17 protein-coding genes are annotated in these 17691 nt (G+C 67.2%); 6 read left to right on the forward strand and 11 right to left on the reverse strand.

Annotation, left to right across the window (positions count from 1 at the left end; translation table 11 throughout):
- Positions 1-126 precede the first annotated feature (126 nt).
- The 3 genes from A9973_RS03445 to A9973_RS03455 are packed head-to-tail and all read left to right on the forward strand — an operon-like array spanning position 127 to position 4810.
- The gene (locus A9973_RS03445) at positions 127-1482 is read left to right on the forward strand and encodes an MmgE/PrpD family protein (RefSeq protein ID WP_183012376.1); all 1356 of its coding nucleotides are present in this window, start codon (positions 127-129) and stop codon (positions 1480-1482) included.
- A 44-nt stretch (positions 1483-1526) separates the two neighbouring features.
- Positions 1527-3620 (forward strand): acetate--CoA ligase family protein, encoded by a 2094-nt coding sequence (locus tag A9973_RS03450; RefSeq protein WP_255469003.1) that lies wholly within the window; start codon positions 1527-1529, stop codon positions 3618-3620.
- Positions 3621-3658: 38 nt separating this feature from the next.
- Positions 3659-4810: an acyl-CoA dehydrogenase family protein gene (locus A9973_RS03455; RefSeq protein WP_183012378.1), complete on the forward strand. Its 1152-nt coding sequence runs from the start codon at positions 3659-3661 to the stop codon at positions 4808-4810.
- Positions 4811-4814: 4 nt separating this feature from the next.
- On the opposite strand, the gene A9973_RS03460 is transcribed toward A9973_RS03455, so the two are convergent.
- The 6 genes from A9973_RS03460 to A9973_RS03485 all read right to left on the reverse strand — a co-directional run bounded on the left by A9973_RS03460 (position 4815) and on the right by A9973_RS03485 (position 10416).
- Entirely contained in the window at positions 4815-5279 is a 465-nt protein-coding gene (locus A9973_RS03460; protein ID WP_183012379.1) for an Rrf2 family transcriptional regulator, read from the reverse strand.
- A gap of 42 nt (positions 5280-5321) precedes the next feature.
- The gene (locus A9973_RS03465) at positions 5322-6203 is read right to left on the reverse strand and encodes a cyclopropane-fatty-acyl-phospholipid synthase family protein (RefSeq protein ID WP_183012380.1); all 882 of its coding nucleotides are present in this window, start codon (positions 6201-6203) and stop codon (positions 5322-5324) included.
- Positions 6204-6224: 21 nt separating this feature from the next.
- On the reverse strand, positions 6225-7520 hold the full coding sequence (locus tag A9973_RS03470; protein ID WP_255469058.1) for an APC family permease: 1296 nt from the start codon (positions 7518-7520) through the stop codon (positions 6225-6227).
- 347 nt (positions 7521-7867) lie between these two features.
- The gene (locus A9973_RS03475; RefSeq protein ID WP_183012381.1) at positions 7868-8446 is read right to left on the reverse strand and encodes an amino acid synthesis family protein; all 579 of its coding nucleotides are present in this window, start codon (positions 8444-8446) and stop codon (positions 7868-7870) included.
- A gap of 40 nt (positions 8447-8486) precedes the next feature.
- Complete coding sequence (locus A9973_RS03480; RefSeq protein ID WP_255469004.1) at positions 8487-9452, reverse strand: tripartite tricarboxylate transporter substrate binding protein; 966 nt, start codon at positions 9450-9452, stop codon at positions 8487-8489.
- Positions 9453-9507: 55 nt separating this feature from the next.
- A complete protein-coding gene (locus A9973_RS03485) occupies positions 9508-10416 on the reverse strand; it encodes an NAD(P)-dependent oxidoreductase (RefSeq protein ID WP_183012382.1) in 909 nt (302 codons plus the stop codon).
- Positions 10417-10542: 126 nt separating this feature from the next.
- Between A9973_RS03485 and A9973_RS03490 the strand changes: the two genes are divergently transcribed.
- Positions 10543-11478 (forward strand): LysR family transcriptional regulator, encoded by a 936-nt coding sequence (locus A9973_RS03490; RefSeq protein ID WP_183012383.1) that lies wholly within the window; start codon positions 10543-10545, stop codon positions 11476-11478.
- A 10-nt stretch (positions 11479-11488) separates the two neighbouring features.
- Here the strand turns inward: A9973_RS03490 and A9973_RS30945 are convergent, their stop codons facing one another.
- The 5 genes from A9973_RS30945 to A9973_RS03515 form a co-directional block, all read right to left on the reverse strand.
- Positions 11489-11860 (reverse strand): hypothetical protein, encoded by a 372-nt coding sequence (locus A9973_RS30945; protein WP_220805349.1) that lies wholly within the window; start codon positions 11858-11860, stop codon positions 11489-11491.
- 5 nt (positions 11861-11865) lie between these two features.
- A complete protein-coding gene (locus A9973_RS03500) occupies positions 11866-12258 on the reverse strand; it encodes a DUF4148 domain-containing protein (RefSeq protein ID WP_183012384.1) in 393 nt (130 codons plus the stop codon).
- Positions 12259-12332: 74 nt separating this feature from the next.
- The gene (locus A9973_RS03505) at positions 12333-13706 is read right to left on the reverse strand and encodes a heavy metal sensor histidine kinase (protein ID WP_183012385.1); all 1374 of its coding nucleotides are present in this window, start codon (positions 13704-13706) and stop codon (positions 12333-12335) included.
- On the reverse strand, positions 13706-14395 hold the full coding sequence (locus A9973_RS03510; protein ID WP_183012386.1) for a heavy metal response regulator transcription factor: 690 nt from the start codon (positions 14393-14395) through the stop codon (positions 13706-13708). The genes A9973_RS03505 and A9973_RS03510 overlap by 1 nt, the downstream gene beginning before the upstream one ends.
- A 191-nt stretch (positions 14396-14586) precedes the next feature.
- Positions 14587-14925 carry a DUF4148 domain-containing protein gene (locus tag A9973_RS03515; RefSeq protein ID WP_183012387.1) on the reverse strand — a complete coding sequence of 113 codons (339 nt, stop codon included), beginning with the start codon at positions 14923-14925 and terminating at the stop codon, positions 14587-14589.
- A 267-nt stretch (positions 14926-15192) separates the two neighbouring features.
- On the opposite strand from A9973_RS03515, the gene A9973_RS03520 reads away from it, so the two are divergent.
- Positions 15193-16407, forward strand: a complete 1215-nt coding sequence (locus tag A9973_RS03520) for a TolC family protein (protein WP_183012388.1) — start codon at positions 15193-15195, stop codon at positions 16405-16407.
- A 14-nt stretch (positions 16408-16421) separates the two neighbouring features.
- Positions 16422-17678 (forward strand): efflux RND transporter periplasmic adaptor subunit, encoded by a 1257-nt coding sequence (locus tag A9973_RS03525; protein ID WP_183012389.1) that lies wholly within the window; start codon positions 16422-16424, stop codon positions 17676-17678.
- Positions 17679-17691: the final 13 nt, after the last annotated feature.

Below are 17691 nucleotides of genomic sequence, written 5' to 3' on the forward strand. Positions count from 1 at the left end.
GCCCCCCCAAGATCAAGAACGCTCGTTTTCCTTTTTATCAATGCTGAGGCGGGGCGAACGCCTAGAGTGGACGGCAGATATCAGCGACGCCATCGCGGCGCCGCCAAGACAAGAGGAGAGACAAGCATGCTGCTGGAGACGATCGCCGCGTATGGCGCGCAGGACACGCTGGCCCGGTTGCCGGACGAGGTCATCCACCACGCCAAACGCGCGTTCCTGGATTGGCTGTCGGCCTTGTATCCGGGTACGCGCACCGCGCCTTGCCTGCAACTGCTGGGCGCGCATGGCGCGGAACTGGGATCGGGCGCCTCCAGCCTGCCCGGTTGCGCGACGACGGCGTTCGCGGCCACGGCGGCCTGGATCAACGGCAGCGTGTCGCACGCCATGGAATTCGACGACATCTTTCGCGACGCGATCTACCACCCGGGCTGCCCGACCATCGCCGCGGCGCTGGCCCTGGCCGAAGAGGGCGACGCCAGCGGCCAGGCGCTGCTGAACGCCATCGTGGTGGGCTACGAGATCTCGACCCGCATCGGCGCCGCCGTGCAGCCGTCCCACTACCGCTACTTCCATACGACCGGTACGGTGGGCTGTTTCGGCAGCGCGGCGGCGGCCGCTGCCTTGTGTGCGCCGGGCGACGCCCAGGCGATGCTGCACGCGCTGGCCACCGCCGGCACGCTGGCCAGCGGCTTGCAGCAAGCGTTCCGGTCCGACGCCATGAGCAAGGCGCTGCATGCCGGCCATGCCGCCGAAGTAGGCGTGCGGGCCGGGCAGGGCGCCGCGCACGGCATCACGGGCGTGCCCGACATCCTGGAAGGCAAGGTCGGATTCGGCGCGGCCTTGGCGGAGGCCCCGGACTGGGCGGCCGCCGTCGACGGCCTGGGTCAGCGTTACAACATCCTGTCGATCACGCAGAAGAACCATGGCTGCTGCGGCCACACCTTCGCCGCCATCGACGCCGCGCTGGCGTTGCGCCAGCAAGGCTTGCGCGCGGAAGACGTGGCATCGCTGCGCGTGGACGCCTATCAGACCGCCCTGGATGTCACGGGGAACTTCACGCCAGCTACCGCTTTCGAGGCCAAGTTCAGCCTGCCTTACGTGGTGGCGCACGCGCTGGTCCACGGGTCCGTCCGGCTGGACGCCTTCAGCCCCGACCGGTTGCAGGATCCACGCGTGCGCCAGTTGATGCAACGGCTGGAGCTCTGCGCCGACCCGGCATTCACCGCCGGCTTTCCCAAGATGCGCGCCGCCCGGTTGTCGGTCACGACCCGTGGCGGCCTGGGGCTTGAACACCATTCCCCGTACCGCAAGGGCGATCCCGAATCCCCGCTGTCCGACGCTGACCTGGACGACAAGTTCGATGAACTGGCCGGCCCTGTCCTGGGCGGCGCACGCGCCCGTGCGTTGCGCGTTGCCGTCTGGCGCCTGGACACGATGCCGGTGCGCGCCTTGCGCCTGGCCGCCGACATGCCCCGGCTGTGATGCCTTCATCCCCTTTTCCGCAACTCATGACATCCGCCGCATCCATGTCTTCTTCCTTATCGCCGTCCTTCGCCGACGCGCTGCTGTCCCCCCGCGCGGTCGCCCTTGTGGGCGCCTCGGGCGACGTGCGCAAAAACACGGCACGCCCCTTGCGCTTCATGCGCAAGCACGGCTACACCGGTGCCGTCTATCCCATCAACGCCGCCCGCGCCGACATCCTGGGCGAACGCGCCTACCCGTCGCTCGCCGGCCTGCCAGGGCCGGTGGACCATGTCTTCGTGATGATTCCCGGCAGCGACGTGGCCGCGCTGCTGCCCGCTTGCGCCCAGGCCGGCGCGCGGGTCGTGACGATCTATTCCGACGGGTTCGGCGAAACCGGCCCCGACGGCCAGGCCCGCCAGGCCGCGCTGGTCGCTCAGGCGCGCGGCCTGGGTCTGCGCTTGCTGGGCCCGAACAGCATCGGCCTGGCCGATCTGCACACCGGCGGGATCCTGTCCGTGAACGCCGCCTTCGAGGCCGATACGCTGCTGGCCGGCGACATCAGCATGGTGTCGCAGAGCGGATCGATGATGGGGTCGCTGCTGTCGCGCGCCGCGGCCCGCGGGTTCGGCTTCGCCAAATCGGTGTCGGTGGGCAACGAAAGCGATATTTCCGTCGGCGAGGTCGTCGACGCGCTGGTGGACGACCCGCACAGCAAGGTCATCCTGCTGTTCCTGGAGACCTTGCGCGACGCGCCCACGCTGGCCCGGGCGCTGACGCGTGCGCGTGCTTGCGGCAAGCCGGTGATCGCCTACAAGCTGGGCCGCTCCGAGCAAGGCGACGCGCTGGCGCAATCGCATACGGGCGCGATGGCGGGCAACGACGCGGCGGTCGACGCCTTCCTGAAGGCGCATGGCGTGATGCGGGTCCAGCATCTGGAGACCTTGTTCGAGATGGCGCCGCTGGCCTCGCGCTATGCCAGGCCGCAGCGCGCACCGGCTGCCGCGACCGGGCCGGCCGCCCGGGTGGCCGTGATCACCACGACCGGTGGAGGCGCCGCCACCGTGGTCGACAACCTGGGGCTGCACGGTCTGGCCGCCGTGGCGCCGCCGCCGGAGTTCGTCCGGTTGATCGCGCAAGCCGGCCTGAACATCCGCGAAACGCCCGTCATCGACCTGACGCTGGCCGCCACCAGCGCCCAATACAAGATGCTGCTTGAACACCTGCTGCGCGCCGACTGGTGCGACGCGGTCTTGAGCGTGGTCGGGTCATCGGCGCAATTCCATCCCGGCCTGGCGGTCAAGCCCTTGCTGGAGGCGGACAAGCCGGACGGCAAACCCCTGGCGGTCTTCCTGGCGCCGGAAGCGCCGGAATCGCTGGCGTTGCTGCGCGCGGGCGGCATCGCCGCCTTCCGCACCCCGGAGGCGTGCGCCGACGCGTTGTCGGTGTTCTTCGCCGATGCGGGCCGTCCGCCTGCCGCCGGCGGCCCCGTCGCGTGGCCGGCAGACCTGCCGCAACACGGCATGCTCAGCGAACACCAGGCGGGGACGTTGTTCCGCAGCCTGGGCGTGCCGGTGGCGGGCGGCCAGCTTCTGGCGCCGGATGCGCTTCACCACGCCGTGCCTTACCCGCTGGTCGCCAAAGTGTGCTCGCCGGACCTGGCGCACAAGACCGAACTGGGCGCCGTCCACGTGGGCATCGCGGACGCAGAGGCGTTGTCCGACGCCGTGCGCCGGATGCTGGAGTCCGTGCGCCGCGAGGCACCGCAGGCGCGGATCGACGGCATCCTGGTCCAGCCCATGGAAAGCCGGCTGATCGAATTGATCCTGGGTTATCGCCACGACCCCTTGGTGGGCCCCACGGTGCTGTTGGGCGCGGGCGGCATCGCCGCCGAATTGGCGCCCGACTTCGCGCTGCGCCTGGCACCGGTGGACGTGGACGAAGCCCGCCGGATGATCCTGGAAGTGCGGCAGACCCGCCTGATCCGCGGGTTCCGCGGCTTGCCCGAAGGCGATTGCGACGCGCTGGCCCACGCCATCGCGGCATTTTCACGGCTGGCGTGCGTGTCCGGCGCTCGGGTCGAAGAAGCCGAAATCAACCCCTTGTTCGTCCGCGCCGACGGCGTGGTCGCCGTCGACGGGCTGGCGCGCCTGGCCTGACCCCCCATTTCTCCACCTTTGCATCGGGAACCCCCTAGATGGACTTCACACTGACTCCGGAACAGCAGGACTTTCAAACCGCCGTGCGCCGGTTCGCAGACCGCGAATTGCGCGAGGGCGCTGTCGCGCGCGCCCATTCCGACGACTACCCCTGGGATGTCGCCCGCAAGATGGCCGGGCAGGGCTTGCTGGGCATCACCATCGCCGAACAGGATGGCGGCGTGGGCGGTTCGTTGATGGACGCGGTCATCGCCATCGAGACCGTGGCCTCCGTCTGCCCGCGCAGCGCGGACGTGGTGCAAGCGGGCAACTTCGGCGCCATCCGCGTGCTGGCCGAGTACGGCAGCGCGCTGCAAAAGCAGAAGTACCTGACGGCGCTGCTGGCGGGCGAAGGCCTGATCTCCGTCGGCATGACCGAACCCGACGCCGGGTCTGCGGTGACCGAGCTTAAGACCAGCGCCACCCGCGCCGAAAGCGGATGGCGCATCAACGGCACCAAGATCTTCACCACCCATGGCCCGCACGCCAGCGTGATCCTGACCTACGTGCGTTTCGGTCCGGGCACGGGCGGCATCGGCTCGGTCCTGATCGACACCAAGGCCGAGGGCGTGAAGCTGGGCAAGCGGTCCGCGTTCATGTCCGGCGAGGAGTGGGTCGAAATCTTTTTCGACAACGTGTTCGTGGCGGACGACATGGTCGTCCTGGGCGAGGGCGGCTTCAAGAAGCAGATCGCCGGCTTCAACGTGGAGCGCATCGGCAACACGGCGCGCTCGCTGGCGCTGGGGCGCTATGCATACGAAGAAGCGCGCAACTGGGCGATGCAGCGCAAGCAGTTCGGCCGCCTGTTGTGCGAATTCCAGGGCTTGCAGTGGAAGTTCGCGGACATGCGGATCAAGCTGGATGCCGCCCAATTGCTGCTGTATCGGGCGGCCAGCGGCGCGGATACCGGATTCCCGTCGGCGACCGACACGGCGATCGCCAAGGCCTATTGCAATCAGGTGGGCTTCGACGTGGCCAACGACGCCTTGCAGGTGCTGGGCGGGTTGGGCTACAGCCGGGAGTCGCTGGTGGAGTATTGCGTGCGCCGGTGCCGCGGATGGATGATCGCCGGCGGCTCTATTGAAATCTTGAAGAACCGCATCGCCGAAGGCATCTTCGAACGCAGTTTTCCGCAGCGGCCCCCGCGCTGAAGCACTATCCGGCGTGCGCCGTCGCCAGGTTGAACCCCCGGCCGTGGCGCAGCATGCCGGCGTGGAAGTCCTTGCTGAGGGCCGCGAGCGTCACGGCGCCAAAGCGCGCCATCAGCAAGGCTTCGGCGTCTTCGAAGGCGCCGGTCAGCGCCTTGTTCACGGCGGCTTCGACCAGGCAGCCGGGCGCATCGCTGCGATTGCCCATGGCGAAGATCTCGGGCGAACCCAGGGCTTCGTAGATGTCGCGCAGCGTGACCTGGTTGAAATCGCACGAAATCGTCCAGCCGCCGCCGTGGCCTTTCTCGGAATGCACCAGCCCCTGATCGCGCAACCCCGCCATGATGCGGCGGATGACGACAGGATTGGTCTGCATCACCCGCCCCAGGTCGTCGGAGGTCATGGGGCCGGGCGCTTCGGCCATATGCAACAGGACATGGAGCACGCCCGAAAGTTTGCTGTCTCTTCTCATGCAACGGATGCTATTGCATGAGAAGCGGCCCGGTCAAACGCGTCAACCGCGCCTGGCCGTCCAGTTGCCTTTGCCGGCCGCCGTCCCGCTCATGGTCTTGCCGTTGACCTCCCCGGTATAGCGCACGCCGTTGGCGCTGAACGAGATCTGGTTGCCCTTCATGCGCGCATCCGAGATGTTGGCGCTGCCCAGCTTGCCCGACAGCACCTGGTATTGCTGCGTCAGGTGCAGCGTCTGGCCATCCACGTCCCATTTGCCGTCGACCTTGGCCGGCACGATCCACAACAGCGCCGTGCAGTAGGTCGAGCAATTCTGCGTGATCGTTTCCGAGGCGTCCGGCTCCCAGTCGCCCATGCGGAACGTATTGGACACCACCCGGGTGCCGGGCGGCAGCTGCAACAGCGTGGGCCGCAGCTTTTCGTTGATGGTGGACAGCAGGAACATGGTGATCACATCCGCCTTGGACAGGTCGGTCTGGAACAGGTCGGCCGCCACGAACGTCGCGCGGTCGGCGACGCCGGCCAGTTGCGCATTGCGGCGCGACAACTCGACGAGATCGGGGTTGTACTCGATGCCTTGCGCGGTCAGGCCGCGCTTCGCCGCAGTGATCACGGTGCGGCCATCGCCCGACCCCAGGTCCATCAGCCGGTCTGTCGGGGTGACTTTGGCCATATCCAGCATCTTGTCGACCAGTGTCTGCGGCGTGGGCACCCAGATCACGTCCTTGCCTTCCTGGCCGACGTCCGGCACGTATTCCTTCTGGGTGTCCGGCTGGGCGCCAGAGGGGGGCGCCTGCTGGGCGGTGGCCGTGGCACTGAACGCCAGGGACAGCGCCATGGCCGTGGCCGCCGCCGCGGTTCGGGCCAGGGCCGGTGGCAGACGCAGGCGGCGGCCGGCGGCAAGCGGTTGCGTCGAGGGTTGCATGGTGGGCTCTCCTTTTGGGGGTCAGTCAGGCAAACGGGCGGGCTTGAGCAAGCGCAGCATGGGAATGCCGGCGGCTAGCACTGCCAATCCGATCAGGGCGCCGGCGCCCGCGTAGACGGCGCTGGAATAGACCAGGCCGGCGCAGGTCAGGCCCAGCAGCAACGGGGGCAGGGGATAAAGCGGCACGCGGAACGGCCGGGGACGGTCGGGGTCCCGCTGCCGCAGGCGCCATACCGACGCCGCCACCAGCAACATGAAGATCCAGAACACGGGCGCGGTATAGGCCACCAGCGTCTGCACGCTGTTCTGGCTGAAGGCACCCAGGCCCACCAGCAGCACGGTGATCGCGCCTTGGGCCAGCAGGGCGGCGACCGGGGTTTCATTGCGGGCGCTCCAGCCGGCCAACGCGTGCAGCCGCGGCACGTCGCGGCCCAAGGCGTAATAGACGCGGGCGCCGGTGATGATCGTGCCGTTGATGGTGCTGAGCGCGGTGGCGCAGATGGTCAGGCTGAGCAGCGCGGCGGCATACGGGCCGGCGGCCAGCTGCATCACGTCGGCGCCCAGCGCCGGGGTGTCGCGCAGGCCTTGCAGGCCGAAGATCTCCAGCAGCGCCAGATTGGTCAGCACGTAGGCGCCGGTCACGACGGCCGTGCCGATCAGCAGCACCCGGCTCATGTTGCGGCTGGGCTCGCGCAGCTCGCCGCTGAGGTAAGCGGCTTCGTTCCAGCCGCCATAAGTCAGCAGCACGAACACCATGCCCATCCCCATCAGCCCCGCCGGATTGCCGCCAAGCGACGCGGGCGCCTGGGCGGCTGCCGTCGGATCGCCCGCCGCAGTCAGGCTGGCGACCAGCACCGCGCCCAGTGCCGCCAGGGTCAGTAGGGTGAAGACCCATTGCACGCGTTTGGAATAGCGCGTGCCGACCACGTTCAGCGTGGTCAGCGCCACGACTGAAATCGCGGCATGCGCGGCCGGGCCGTAGGCGCCCAGCGGCATCAGGCGCTGCGCGTAATCGCCGTAGATGTAGGCGACGACCGCGATGGCGCCGGTCTGGATCACCGTGCAGCGGGCCCAGGCGAACATCAAGCCCACGCGCGGCCCCCACGCCCGGGTCAGGTACAGGTATTCGCCGCCGGCGCCGGGGTAGGCCGAGCCCAGCTCCGCATAGCACAGCGCGCCCACCAGCATCACCAGGCCGCCCGCGCACCAGAGCGCGATATACATGGCCTCGGACCCGGCGTGCTGCGCGACCAGCGGCGGGAATCCGAAGATGCCGATGCCGATCACGACACCCACCAGCACCACGGTGGCGTCCATCACCGATAAGCCCGGCGACGCCTCTTGCCGCATAGGGGTCGGTAGCGCGGCGGCGGGCGGACGGTTGAGTGACATGGAGGCTCTCGCAAGGCGGCGGCAGGGCTCAGGCGCAGCGCGTGCCGGAGAAGGCGCCTGACGTTAACCTGAACAATTTGCGACCGACGCGAGCGTCGAAAAGTTTCTCCGGGTTTTCCCGGGAAAAGCGGAAAAACGTTTGCCACTGCCGTTTTATAGCGTCTTAATCACTTTAACTACGTTAAATAAGTTATTGATTTATAGCTAAAAAAATATCAACTTAAAGTGAATTAGTTAAAGTGATTTATCACGCGTGAACTGAAGACGTAGCCCTAACGCTGGCCGTCATGGACCGACACGGCATCCTGGGTCAGGCCGCCCAGCCGCGAATGCACGCGTCCGCCGGTGCCCATCACCAACGCGAACAGGATCTCTCCTGCGCGCGGCGCGTCCTGGATGCCGATTTCGATGCTGTTGAAGTGGCTGCGCACGTAGGACGCGTGGATGTAATGCACCGGCACCATGATGCGGTAGCCGGCGACCGCCACCGCTTTCACCGCCGGCACCATCGCCTTCGGTTCGCCCAGCACCGTGCGCATCGCCCAGCCGCCGGCTTCGTGCCAGACGGCGCCATGCTCCATTTCCCCATCCAGGCCGACGATGGCCGCCTTGCTATAGACCTCAACGTCGTCCTTGCCCAGCGTGTCGACCAGTTCAGCGGCCAGCAGCGTGCCCAGCGTGCGCAGTTCGGCCATGAAGGGCATCAGGTCCGGTTCGTAGCGGCCGGCGTAGGGGTTCTTGACGACGGCGCAGGATGCCGCCAGCTTCAGCGGCTTGGCCGGGGCGGGGCCGTTCTCGTGGAAAGTGGTTTCGACGATCAGGCAGCGCTTGCGGATTTCAATCAACGACATGGGAGTCCTGTCAGGTGGAAAGGGAAGGATAAGAAGCGGTTCATTGCGGCGGAATGCCGGTTTCCTTGACGATCGCGGCCCATTTGCCGATCTCGGCGACGACAAATGCGCCGAATTCGGCGGGGCTTTGCGTCTTGACGGTCAGCCCCTGGCGCGCATACGTCTCTTGCAGTTCCTTATTTGCCAACGCGACGTCCAGCGACCGCGCCAGCCGATCGGCCACGGGCTGAGGCAAACCGGCGGGCCCCATCAGGCCGAACCAGACCGTCAGGTTGAATCCCGGCGCGCCGGTTTCGTTCAGCGTCGGAATGTCGGGCGCCAGCGGGAAGCGGTCGGGCGTGCTGACGCCGTAAGTCTTGACCTTGCCCGCGCGGGCCTGCTGCAGGCCGTTGGCCAGGTCCGTGAAGGTCAGATCGACCGTGCCGCCGATGACGTCTGTCAGCGCCTGCGGACCGCCCCGATACGGCACGGCGGTGACCGTGATGTCGCCCATCGCGGCCAATTTGGCCCCGAAGACCTGGGCGCTGCCCGATCCGTAGGCGTAGGTGAGCTTGCCCGGGTGCTTGCGGCCATAGTCGAATAGTTCGCCGACGGTTGCGCCCGCCACCTTGGGCGACCCTACCAGCAGGTACGGGGTTTCCGCGACGGCGCCGATAGGCGACAGGTCTTTCGCGGGGTCGTAGGGCAAGTCCTTGAACAGGCTTACGCCGCTGGCCGCGGTGGACACGCCGACCACCACCAGCGTGTAGCCATCGGGCTTGGCCCGGGCCACGTCATGGGTGCCGATGATGCCGTTGGCGCCGGGCTTGTTCTCGACGACGACGGGCTGGCCCAGGTCTGCCGCCATGTGCTTGCCCAGGCTGCGCGCCACCACGTCGGTGATGCTGCCCGGCGGAAAGGGGACGACCATCCGGATCGGGTGGTCGGGATAGGGGGATGTCGCCAGCGCCGGGGCGGCGGCGGTCAGACCCAACGTCAAGGCGATGGAAAGGCCGGTTCTGTGCATGGTGTTGTCTCCCTTATGGCAGGTATGCCTTTGTTATAGGTGTCTTGCTACGCGCCTATTCGGCGCCTTGCCGCGATTCCAGATAGCGGTAGATCTCCGTGTTGTCCGCAGTGGCGGGCAGGCTTTCCAGGGCCTGCTGCCATAGGCCCGCGCAGAGCGACAACTGCGGCGCCGGCACGCCCGTCAGTTGCTGCAGGCTGTCGGCGGTGCGCAGGTCTTTGGCCATCAGCGCCAGCGCGAAGCCGCCATTGAACGTGTGCGGCACGATGAATTGCGCCAGCTTCGTTTCGGTGGCCACGTTGCGGCCGCTGGACGCGTTGAGCACCTGCGTGAAGACCGCCGGGTCCAGATCCATGTTCTGGGCGATCAGCATGGCTTCGCTCGCGGCCAGCAGGCCCGCAGCGTAGACGTAGTTGTTCAGCGCCTTCATGGCATGGGCCGAGCCCACCGCGCCGGTAGGGATCAGGGTGGCGCCCATGCGGGACAGGATCGGCTGGACACGCGCCAGGTCGTCCGTCGCCCCGCCCGCCATGATCGCCAGCGTGCCGCTGGCGGCTTTGGCGACCGCGCCGGAGACCGGGGCGTCGATCAGCGTGATGCCGGCCTCGTGCAGCAGCGGCGCCAGCCGCAGCGTGTCGGCAGGGTTCGACGAACCCATGTCGATCAGGGTCGCACCGCACGGCAGCAGCGCGGCAAGGCCCGGCGTGTCCGGCGTGCCTTCGATGACCGCGTTGGTAATGGTGCTGTTGGGCAGCATCGTGATGACCACGTCGCAGCCAGCCAGGTCGGCCAGGCGGGCGGCGGGCAGCAGCGTGCGGCCCCAGGCGGGATGGGACTGCAAACGGTCCAGCCGCTGCGGATCGCGGTCGTAGGCGTGGATGCGGAAGGTTTCCCCGCGGGCCAGGTTCTCAAGCATCGGCAGGCCCATCATGCCCAGGCCGACGAATCCCAATGTCAACGTCATGCAATCCCTTTATCGAAATGGCCGGAAGCGCGTCCGGCGACGACTGTGGATGCTACCGATGCGACGGGATTTCCTCTTATGCTAAGTTGGCCGGGGGATATAACAATTGATTATCGGAATGACGAAATGCGGTTCAAATTGAGGCAAATGGAGGTCTTCCGGGCGGTGATGCTGACCGGCTCGATGAACGGGGCGGCCAAGCTGCTTTTCGTGTCGCAACCCGCCGTCAGCCGGCTGATCGCCCACACGGAGCAAAGCCTGGGCCTGACCTTGTTCGACCGAGACAAGGGCAAGCTCACGCCCACGCCGGAGGCCCACCGGTTGTTCGAAGAGGTCGGCCCGCTGTTCGAAGAGGCGCTGCGCATCGACGACTTCGCGCGGGATCTGGCGGCGCGGCCGGACGGCGCGCTGACCCTGTGTTCAAGCCCCAGCCTGGGGTTGAACTTCCTGCCGCCGGTGATGGCGCGGTATCTGGAACGCTATCCGAATGTCCGGCTGAAATACCACACCACGCTGCTGGCCGACATGGGCCATGAACTCCTTGCGCGGAAGGCGGAATTGGCGGTGTCGGTGCTGCCCATCGACCATCCCAACCTGATCGTCGAACCGTTCGCCACCGGCGAAATGGTCTGCATCCTGCCCACGGGCCATCCTTTGGCCGCCCAGGCGCAGGTGGGGCTGGCCGAACTGGCCGCCTACCGGCTGGTGCTGTATAGCCGCAACATCCCCTTCGGCCAGTTGGTCGCGGCGGCATTCCAGAGGGCGGGCGTGGCCTGGACCGCATCGGTTGATATCGTGCGCGCCGAATTGGCGTGCGCGCTGGTGCGGGCAGGCGCGGGCGTGGCCATCGTGGACCAGTTCTCGGTGGGGCAGGACGGGTGGCCGGGGCTGGTCGTGCGTCCATTGCGCGAATCGATTCCGCTGGCGCTGAGCCTGGTGCGGTCGCGATTCGATGCCCCCAGCCGCCACGCGCAGCGTTTCGTGCGCGTGTTGAAGGACTATGCGGGAACCGGCGCAAGCCCGGCCCCGGCGCCCGGCGCGAGCGGGCCGGGGGGCGCCTAGCCGGCCGCGCCTAGCCGGCCGCGCCGAGTTGCTTGCAAAGTTCGGCCGCGTATTCCTGGCCGTTGCGCATTCGCACGTACTCGGCATACCGCTGCCGGTATACCGGGTTGGTCGTGTCCAGCCGCTGGCGGCCTTGGAACAATTCGTCCATGCCGGCGCGATTCCATATCAGCGTGTCGGCGCGCACCTCCGCGCGGGTCTTCATGCCTTTTTCCTGCATGCCGAGGTACTTGGCCAGGTTTTCAGGCGGCGCATCGCAGGTTGAAAGCGCCGTGTCGGCCAGACGTGGCTGTACCGTTGGGGCACGGGGCTGCGCCTGGGCGGTGGCGCCGAACGCGGCAAGCGTCAGGGCCAGGAGAAGAGGGCGAGAGATCGTCGTCATGGCATTCACCGGTTGGCGTTGGAAAGCCCGCCCTCAAGCTCAAGCGCCTGCTGGTACTCGGGGCCTGTGCGCATCCGGACGTACTCGGCATAGCGCGTGCGGTAGTCCAGGCCGAAGACATCGGGCTCTAGCTCGCCGCGATGCAGCTCGGTCAGGCCGGCCCGGGTCCAGAGCCTGAGATCGGCCCGAACTTCCGCGCGGGTCTTGGACGACGGTTGATAGATTTGCGGGGGATATTCCTGCTCGCCATACGTGACGAGCCCGGCGGCTTTGGCCTGCTGCAGTTCGGCAGCGACTTGTTCCCGGGTCTTGGGCTCGGCCTGGACGGCGGAGGCCGCGGCTGCGATCGAAAGGGCAAGGATCAGCAGCAGCGATCGGCGTTGAGTCGGACGGTTCATCATTTCTCCATGGAACGGGTTGGGCGTACCAACAAGTCTATGGAGGGGCCTTCGACAGAAAGCGGACCGGCAGATTAGTTTTCTGTAATGTCGCGCGCGAAGCCGCTGGCATGCGGTTTTAAGACGCTGAAGCCGATAATGGTGGAGCGTCCTTCGGACCGCGCGAAGCTGGTTCCGCCGTGCATGCGGGCAATGGCCGCCACGATGGCCAACCCCAGCCCGTGGTGGTTGCCGTCGAAGCCCCGGGCCTCGTCCGTGCGGTAGAAGCGGTGGAACAGGCGCGGCAGGTGTTCGGCCGGTATCGGTTCGCCCGTATTGCGCACGGCAACCTGCACCGCGTCCTCGCCGCTGGGCGACAGGATGATGTCGATCACGCTGCCCGGGTCGGCATAGCGGACCGCGTTGGACACCAGATTCGAAACGGCGCGCTGGAGCAGCCTGCGGTCGATGGCGGCGGTGCCCGTGCCGACAACGCGGATATGCAGGTTCTGCTCCAGGGCTTCGGCTTCGTGGTATTGCGCGACTTCGCCGGCAACCTCGGCAAGTTCGCCTTCCCAAGTGGCCCGGGCTTGTGCGCCCCGGTCTGCCTGCGACAGGAACAGCATGTCGTTGACGATGCTGGACAGCCGGTGCAGTTCTTCCAGATTCGACCCCAGGATCTCGCGCAGGGCGTTCTGCGACGGGCGGGTCTTCAGCGCCAGTTCCGTTTCGCCGATCAGGGTGGCCAGCGGCGTGCGCATCTCGTGCGCCACGTCGGCATTGAAGCCTTCCATCTGGACGTAGGCGCGCTCCAGCCGCTGCAGCACCGCGTTGAACTGATGCACCAGCGGCCGGACTTCATCGGCCTGGCCGCTTCCATCCAGCCGTTCGCCGATCCGGTCCGGCGACAGCTGGGCAGCCTGCGTGGCCAGGGCGTCCAGCGGCGCCAGCCCCCGGCGCACCAGCATCGTGGCCACTTTGGCCGCCACGATGGCGCCGACCAGCGCGCAGCCGAACAAGGTCCACGCCAACGCGCGGCGCAACCGGATGTCGGGGGTGATGTCCAGCACCAGTTCCGCGCTCATGGAGTCGCCCGGCGTGCTGGGGTGGGGCAGCGAGAACGTGATGCGGCGGTCGTGGCTGGCGACGTGGTCGCCGCTGACCGGACCGCCGTAGGTGACTTTTTCGCCGTCGATCTCCAGTTCCAGCGAAAAGTCCGGCCGGCCATAGAAGAAATCGTCCAGCTTGTGGCGCAAGCGGGTGGAGTCGCCGTTGCCCCGGTTCTCTTCAACCAGGTGGCGGATCACCTCGACCTTCTGCTGCAGCAGCGCGTCCTGGCGGATGCCCAGGTTGAGGTTGGTGGCGTAGTAGACGGCGATGCAAACCAGGCCAAGCGCGATGAACGTCTGGATGGCGAGCCAGCGCGACAGCCAACGGCGCAGCGATCGGGGACGGCGGGCGGCGGGCATCAGTCCTCACGGACCTCAAGCACGTAGCCCATGCCGCGCACGGTATGCACCAGCTTCCTCTCGAACGGGTCGTCGATCTTGCCGCGCAGGCGCCGCACCGCGACTTCCACCACATTGGTGTTGCTGTTGAAGTTGATGTCCCAGACCTGCTCGGCAAGCTCCAGGCGCGACAGGACTTCGCCCTGCTTGCGCATCAGTAGCGCCAGCAGGGTGAATTCCTTGGCCGTCAGGTCCAGACGCACGCCATCGCGGCTTGCCCGGCGGCGCAGCAGGTCCAGTTCCAGCCCGTCGACCCGCAACAGGTTCTGGCCGCCGGCCTCGGTGTGCTGATGGCCGCTACGCCGGCCCAGCGCCAGCACGCGCGCCAGCAGTTCAGACAGCGCGAAGGGTTTGACCAGATAGTCGTCGGCCCCGTCGCGCAACCCCTTGACCCGGTCTTCGATCTTGTCGCGGGCAGTCAGCATCAGGACGGGCGTGCGCGAGGTGCCCCGGATGTCGCGCAGGACTGAAAACCCGTCCATGCCGGGCAGCATCACGTCCAGCAGGATCAGGTCGTACTGGCCTTCGCGGGCCAGATGCAGGCCGTTGATGCCGTCGTGCGCCACGTCGACCACATAGTTGTGCTCGGTCAGCGCACGCCGCAGATACTCGGCCAGTTTTTTCTCGTCTTCGATTACCAGGACTTTCATGGAGGGCCAGGAAGAAGGGGGCGAACGCGGTAGCGTCGTGCCGCCGTTGCCCGACGGCACGGGCGGCGCGGGCAAGAAGCCCGCAGGGAGCATCCGTGCCGATTTTACGGCGCAATCGGATTGGAGGAGGGGGGAGGCGGCCGCAAGCGCTGCGGCCGCAGGGTAATCAAGGCATGAATGCCGGGGCGGAATCAACCGGGCGTGTAGATATCCGCCAGACGGGCGCGTTCCGCCGGGGTGACGGCTTCGGCCTCGGCCAGCGCGTCGGCGCGGGTGCGCGACGTTCCTTGCTTGGCCCAGGCGGGCTTCGGCAAGTTGCGGTAGGTCAGGAACCACTGGCGCTTGTCGGCTTTCGCCTCGGCCAGTTCGGCCTGGACCTGTTCACGGGATTTGCCGGCGGCCGCGTGCTCGGGGGCGATGGCGTAGCCGATTTCTGTATCCGTCTGGTGCCAGACGTTATTGGCGCTGGCCACGGCGGGCACGCTGATCAAAGCGGTCAAAGCGACGGCGGCTGCGATACGGTTCTTCATCAGGAATCTCCTTGTTGCGTGCGGCCGGATCGCGGCGGTTGCTGCGCCCGCGACTACACGCTGTTTGTGAAACGGTGGAGACACTTTACGAATTCAAGTTCGTCAATTCGCATACACCCTGATTACGAATTCGTAATGCCGCGAACCTTACGGAATTGTCATGTAGCGGTCGAGATTTTGACGAAGCTGCCTGGATACAGTGCGGGGCACACCCATCCTCTTGATCCCCGCCTGGCATTGCCGCAGGCCGTCTTCGTTGGTTGACCCATGCGTTTATCCGTCTTACCGCTTGCCGCTGCGGCGTTGGCCGCGGCGTTCGCCTTATCCCCGTATGCGCAGGCCCAGCCCCTGACTTTGGAAGGGGCGCTGTCCGCCGCATTCGACAACAATCCGGCCTTTGCCGCCGCCCGCAACCAGGCCGCGTCCAGCGAGGGCCAAGTGACGCAAGCCGGCCTGCTGCCGAATCCGTCGCTGGATGTCAGCGTGGACGACACCCAAAAGGCCACGCGCACCACCACCGCCATAGTGAGTGTGCCGATCGAAACCGGCGGCAAGCGCGGCGCACGCATCAAAGCGGCCGGCCTGTCCCGCGAGATCGCGCAACGCGACCTGTCGGCGGCGCGCGCCAGCCTGCGCTCGGCGGTCATTGCCGCGTTCTTCGACGCCGCGATCGCTCAGGAAGCCGTGCGCGTGGCGGCCGGCAATATGGATATCGCCAACAGCGCGCTGCGCCTGGCCGAACGGCGCGTGGCCGCCGGCAAGACGCCGCCGCTGGAAAGCAGCAAGGCCCAGGTGGCGCTGGCCAATTCCCGCATCGAGGCGCGCGCGGCGCAGGCCTCCCTGGAAACCGCTCGCCGCAAGCTGGGCTTGCTGTGGGGCAACGCCAGGCCGGATTTCGACAGCGTCGACGGCAATCTGGACACCTTGCCCCAGCGCGGCTCGCTGGATGACTTGAGCGCCGCGTTGGGCGATGCGCCGCTGATGCAAGGCGGAAAGCTGGCGGTGGACCTGGGCCGCGCGCAGCTGGAAGTCGAGAAAAGCAAGCGATATCCCGACATCACGCTCAGCGCCGGCATGGCCCGCGACAACGAGGCCGGCCGCAACAAGGCCCAATTGGGCTTGTCGATCCCGTTGCCGCTGTTTGACCGCAACCAGGGCAACGTCTATGCGGCCACGATGCAGGCCTACAAGGCGCAAGACACCTATCGCGACCTGGCGGCGCGCCTGACGGGCGACCTGCTGCAGGCCGTGTCGCAATTCGACCTGGCGGTGGGATCGGCGCGCGAGTACCGGGGTGCGGTGCTGCCCGGGGCCGCGCAGGCCTATGACGCCGCCCGTAAAGGGTTCGAAGCCGGCAAGTTCGGATTCCTGGAAGTGCTGGACGCCCAGCGCACGCTCGCCCAGGGAAATATCGCCTACCTGACGGCGTTGGCCTCGGCCTACCAGGCCTCCGCGGAAATCGACCGCATTCTTGGACGTTGAAAAGAACCTTAGACATGGCAAAGCACCGAATCGAATCCGTCCGCGCGCGCAACGCGCTGGCTATCGCCATCTTCTCCGGCCTGCTGCTGGCTCCCGTGGGCCCCGCCTGGGCGGATGCGCCGGCCAAGCCGGGGCAACCCGCGCAGCCAGCTCAAACCGCAAAGCCCGTCAAACCCGCGGAAGCCGCGGAGCACGGCCACGCCGAGGGGGAATCGGACCACGACGAGTCCGAAAATGAAGAAGAAGGGCGCGTCGCGCTGTCCGCGGAACAGATCGCCGTGGCGGGCATCAAGGTCGCCGTCGCTGAGCCGGCCCTGCTGGCAAGGTCCGCCGCGTTCCCGGGGGAAATCAAGTTCAACGCCGACCGCACGGCCCACGTCGTGCCGCGCATGGCAGGCGTGGTCGAAAGCGTGTCGGCGGATCTGGGCCAGCAGGTCAAGAAGGGCGATTTGATGGCCACGATCTCCAGCGCCACCTTGTCCGAACTGCGTAGCGAATGGCTGGCGGCGGTGAAACGGCGCGACCTGGCCACGCAGAACCACCAGCGGGAACGCCGGCTGTGGCAAGAGAAGGTGTCGGCCGAACAGGACTATCAGCAGGCCCGGACGGCGCTGGCGGAAGCGGGCATCGCCGTGCAGAATGCTGAGCAGAAACTGCGCACGGCCGGCGCGTCGCCCCAGTCCAAAGACCTGGGGATTCTTGAGATCCGCGCGCCATTCGACGGCGTCATCGTGGAAAAGCACATCGCGCTGGGCGAGGCGCTGGCGGACACCGCCAGCATCTTCACGCTGTCGGACATGCGCACGGTCTGGGCGGAATTCGTGATTGCACCGAAGGACCTGCAGGACGTCCGGGTCGGCGAGCGGGCCCGCGTCGCCTCGGCGGCCTTCACCGAAACCGCGGACGGCAAGGTGTCGTACATCGGTTCGCTGCTGGGCCAGCAGACCCGCACCGCGACCGCCCGCGTCACGCTGGACAACCCGGACATGGCGTGGCGCCCCGGCCTGTTCGTGACCGTCAACGTGGTGGTCCAGACGTCTGACGCAGCGGTGGCGGTATCGGCCGACGCGGTCCAGACGATCGAAGACCGCCCGGCGGTGTTCGTCGAAGTGCCCGGCGGCTTCCAGGCGAAGCCCGTCACGCTGGGCAAGCAGTCGGATGATCAGGTAGAGGTGCTGTCCGGCCTGGAGGCCGGCACCCGCTATGTCACCCGCAACGCCTTCGTCCTGAAATCCGAGCTGGGCAAAGCCAGCGCCGACCACGCGCATTGAGCCGGAGCCCAAG

It is taken from the genome of Achromobacter sp. UMC46 (assembly GCF_014170335.1).
GTDB lineage: Bacteria > Pseudomonadota > Gammaproteobacteria > Burkholderiales > Burkholderiaceae_B > Achromobacter.

Coding starts and splice junctions, on each gene's coding strand:
- A9973_RS03445 (WP_183012376.1), top strand. CDS start 127: ATGCTGCTGGAGACGATCGCCGCGTATGGCGCGCAGGACACGCTGGCC.
- A9973_RS03450 (WP_255469003.1), top strand. CDS start 1,527: ATGTCTTCTTCCTTATCGCCGTCCTTCGCCGACGCGCTGCTGTCCCCC.
- A9973_RS03455 (WP_183012378.1), top strand. CDS start 3,659: ATGGACTTCACACTGACTCCGGAACAGCAGGACTTTCAAACCGCCGTG.
- A9973_RS03460 (WP_183012379.1), bottom strand. CDS start 5,279: ATGAGAAGAGACAGCAAACTTTCGGGCGTGCTCCATGTCCTGTTGCAT.
- A9973_RS03465 (WP_183012380.1), bottom strand. CDS start 6,203: ATGCAACCCTCGACGCAACCGCTTGCCGCCGGCCGCCGCCTGCGTCTG.
- A9973_RS03470 (WP_255469058.1), bottom strand. CDS start 7,520: ATGGACGCCACCGTGGTGCTGGTGGGTGTCGTGATCGGCATCGGCATC.
- A9973_RS03475 (WP_183012381.1), bottom strand. CDS start 8,446: ATGTCGTTGATTGAAATCCGCAAGCGCTGCCTGATCGTCGAAACCACT.
- A9973_RS03480 (WP_255469004.1), bottom strand. CDS start 9,452: ATGCACAGAACCGGCCTTTCCATCGCCTTGACGTTGGGTCTGACCGCC.
- A9973_RS03485 (WP_183012382.1), bottom strand. CDS start 10,416: ATGACGTTGACATTGGGATTCGTCGGCCTGGGCATGATGGGCCTGCCG.
- A9973_RS03490 (WP_183012383.1), top strand. CDS start 10,543: ATGCGGTTCAAATTGAGGCAAATGGAGGTCTTCCGGGCGGTGATGCTG.
- A9973_RS30945 (WP_220805349.1), bottom strand. CDS start 11,860: ATGACGACGATCTCTCGCCCTCTTCTCCTGGCCCTGACGCTTGCCGCG.
- A9973_RS03500 (WP_183012384.1), bottom strand. CDS start 12,258: ATGAACCGTCCGACTCAACGCCGATCGCTGCTGCTGATCCTTGCCCTT.
- A9973_RS03505 (WP_183012385.1), bottom strand. CDS start 13,706: ATGCCCGCCGCCCGCCGTCCCCGATCGCTGCGCCGTTGGCTGTCGCGC.
- A9973_RS03510 (WP_183012386.1), bottom strand. CDS start 14,395: ATGAAAGTCCTGGTAATCGAAGACGAGAAAAAACTGGCCGAGTATCTG.
- A9973_RS03515 (WP_183012387.1), bottom strand. CDS start 14,925: ATGAAGAACCGTATCGCAGCCGCCGTCGCTTTGACCGCTTTGATCAGC.
- A9973_RS03520 (WP_183012388.1), top strand. CDS start 15,193: ATGCGTTTATCCGTCTTACCGCTTGCCGCTGCGGCGTTGGCCGCGGCG.
- A9973_RS03525 (WP_183012389.1), top strand. CDS start 16,422: ATGGCAAAGCACCGAATCGAATCCGTCCGCGCGCGCAACGCGCTGGCT.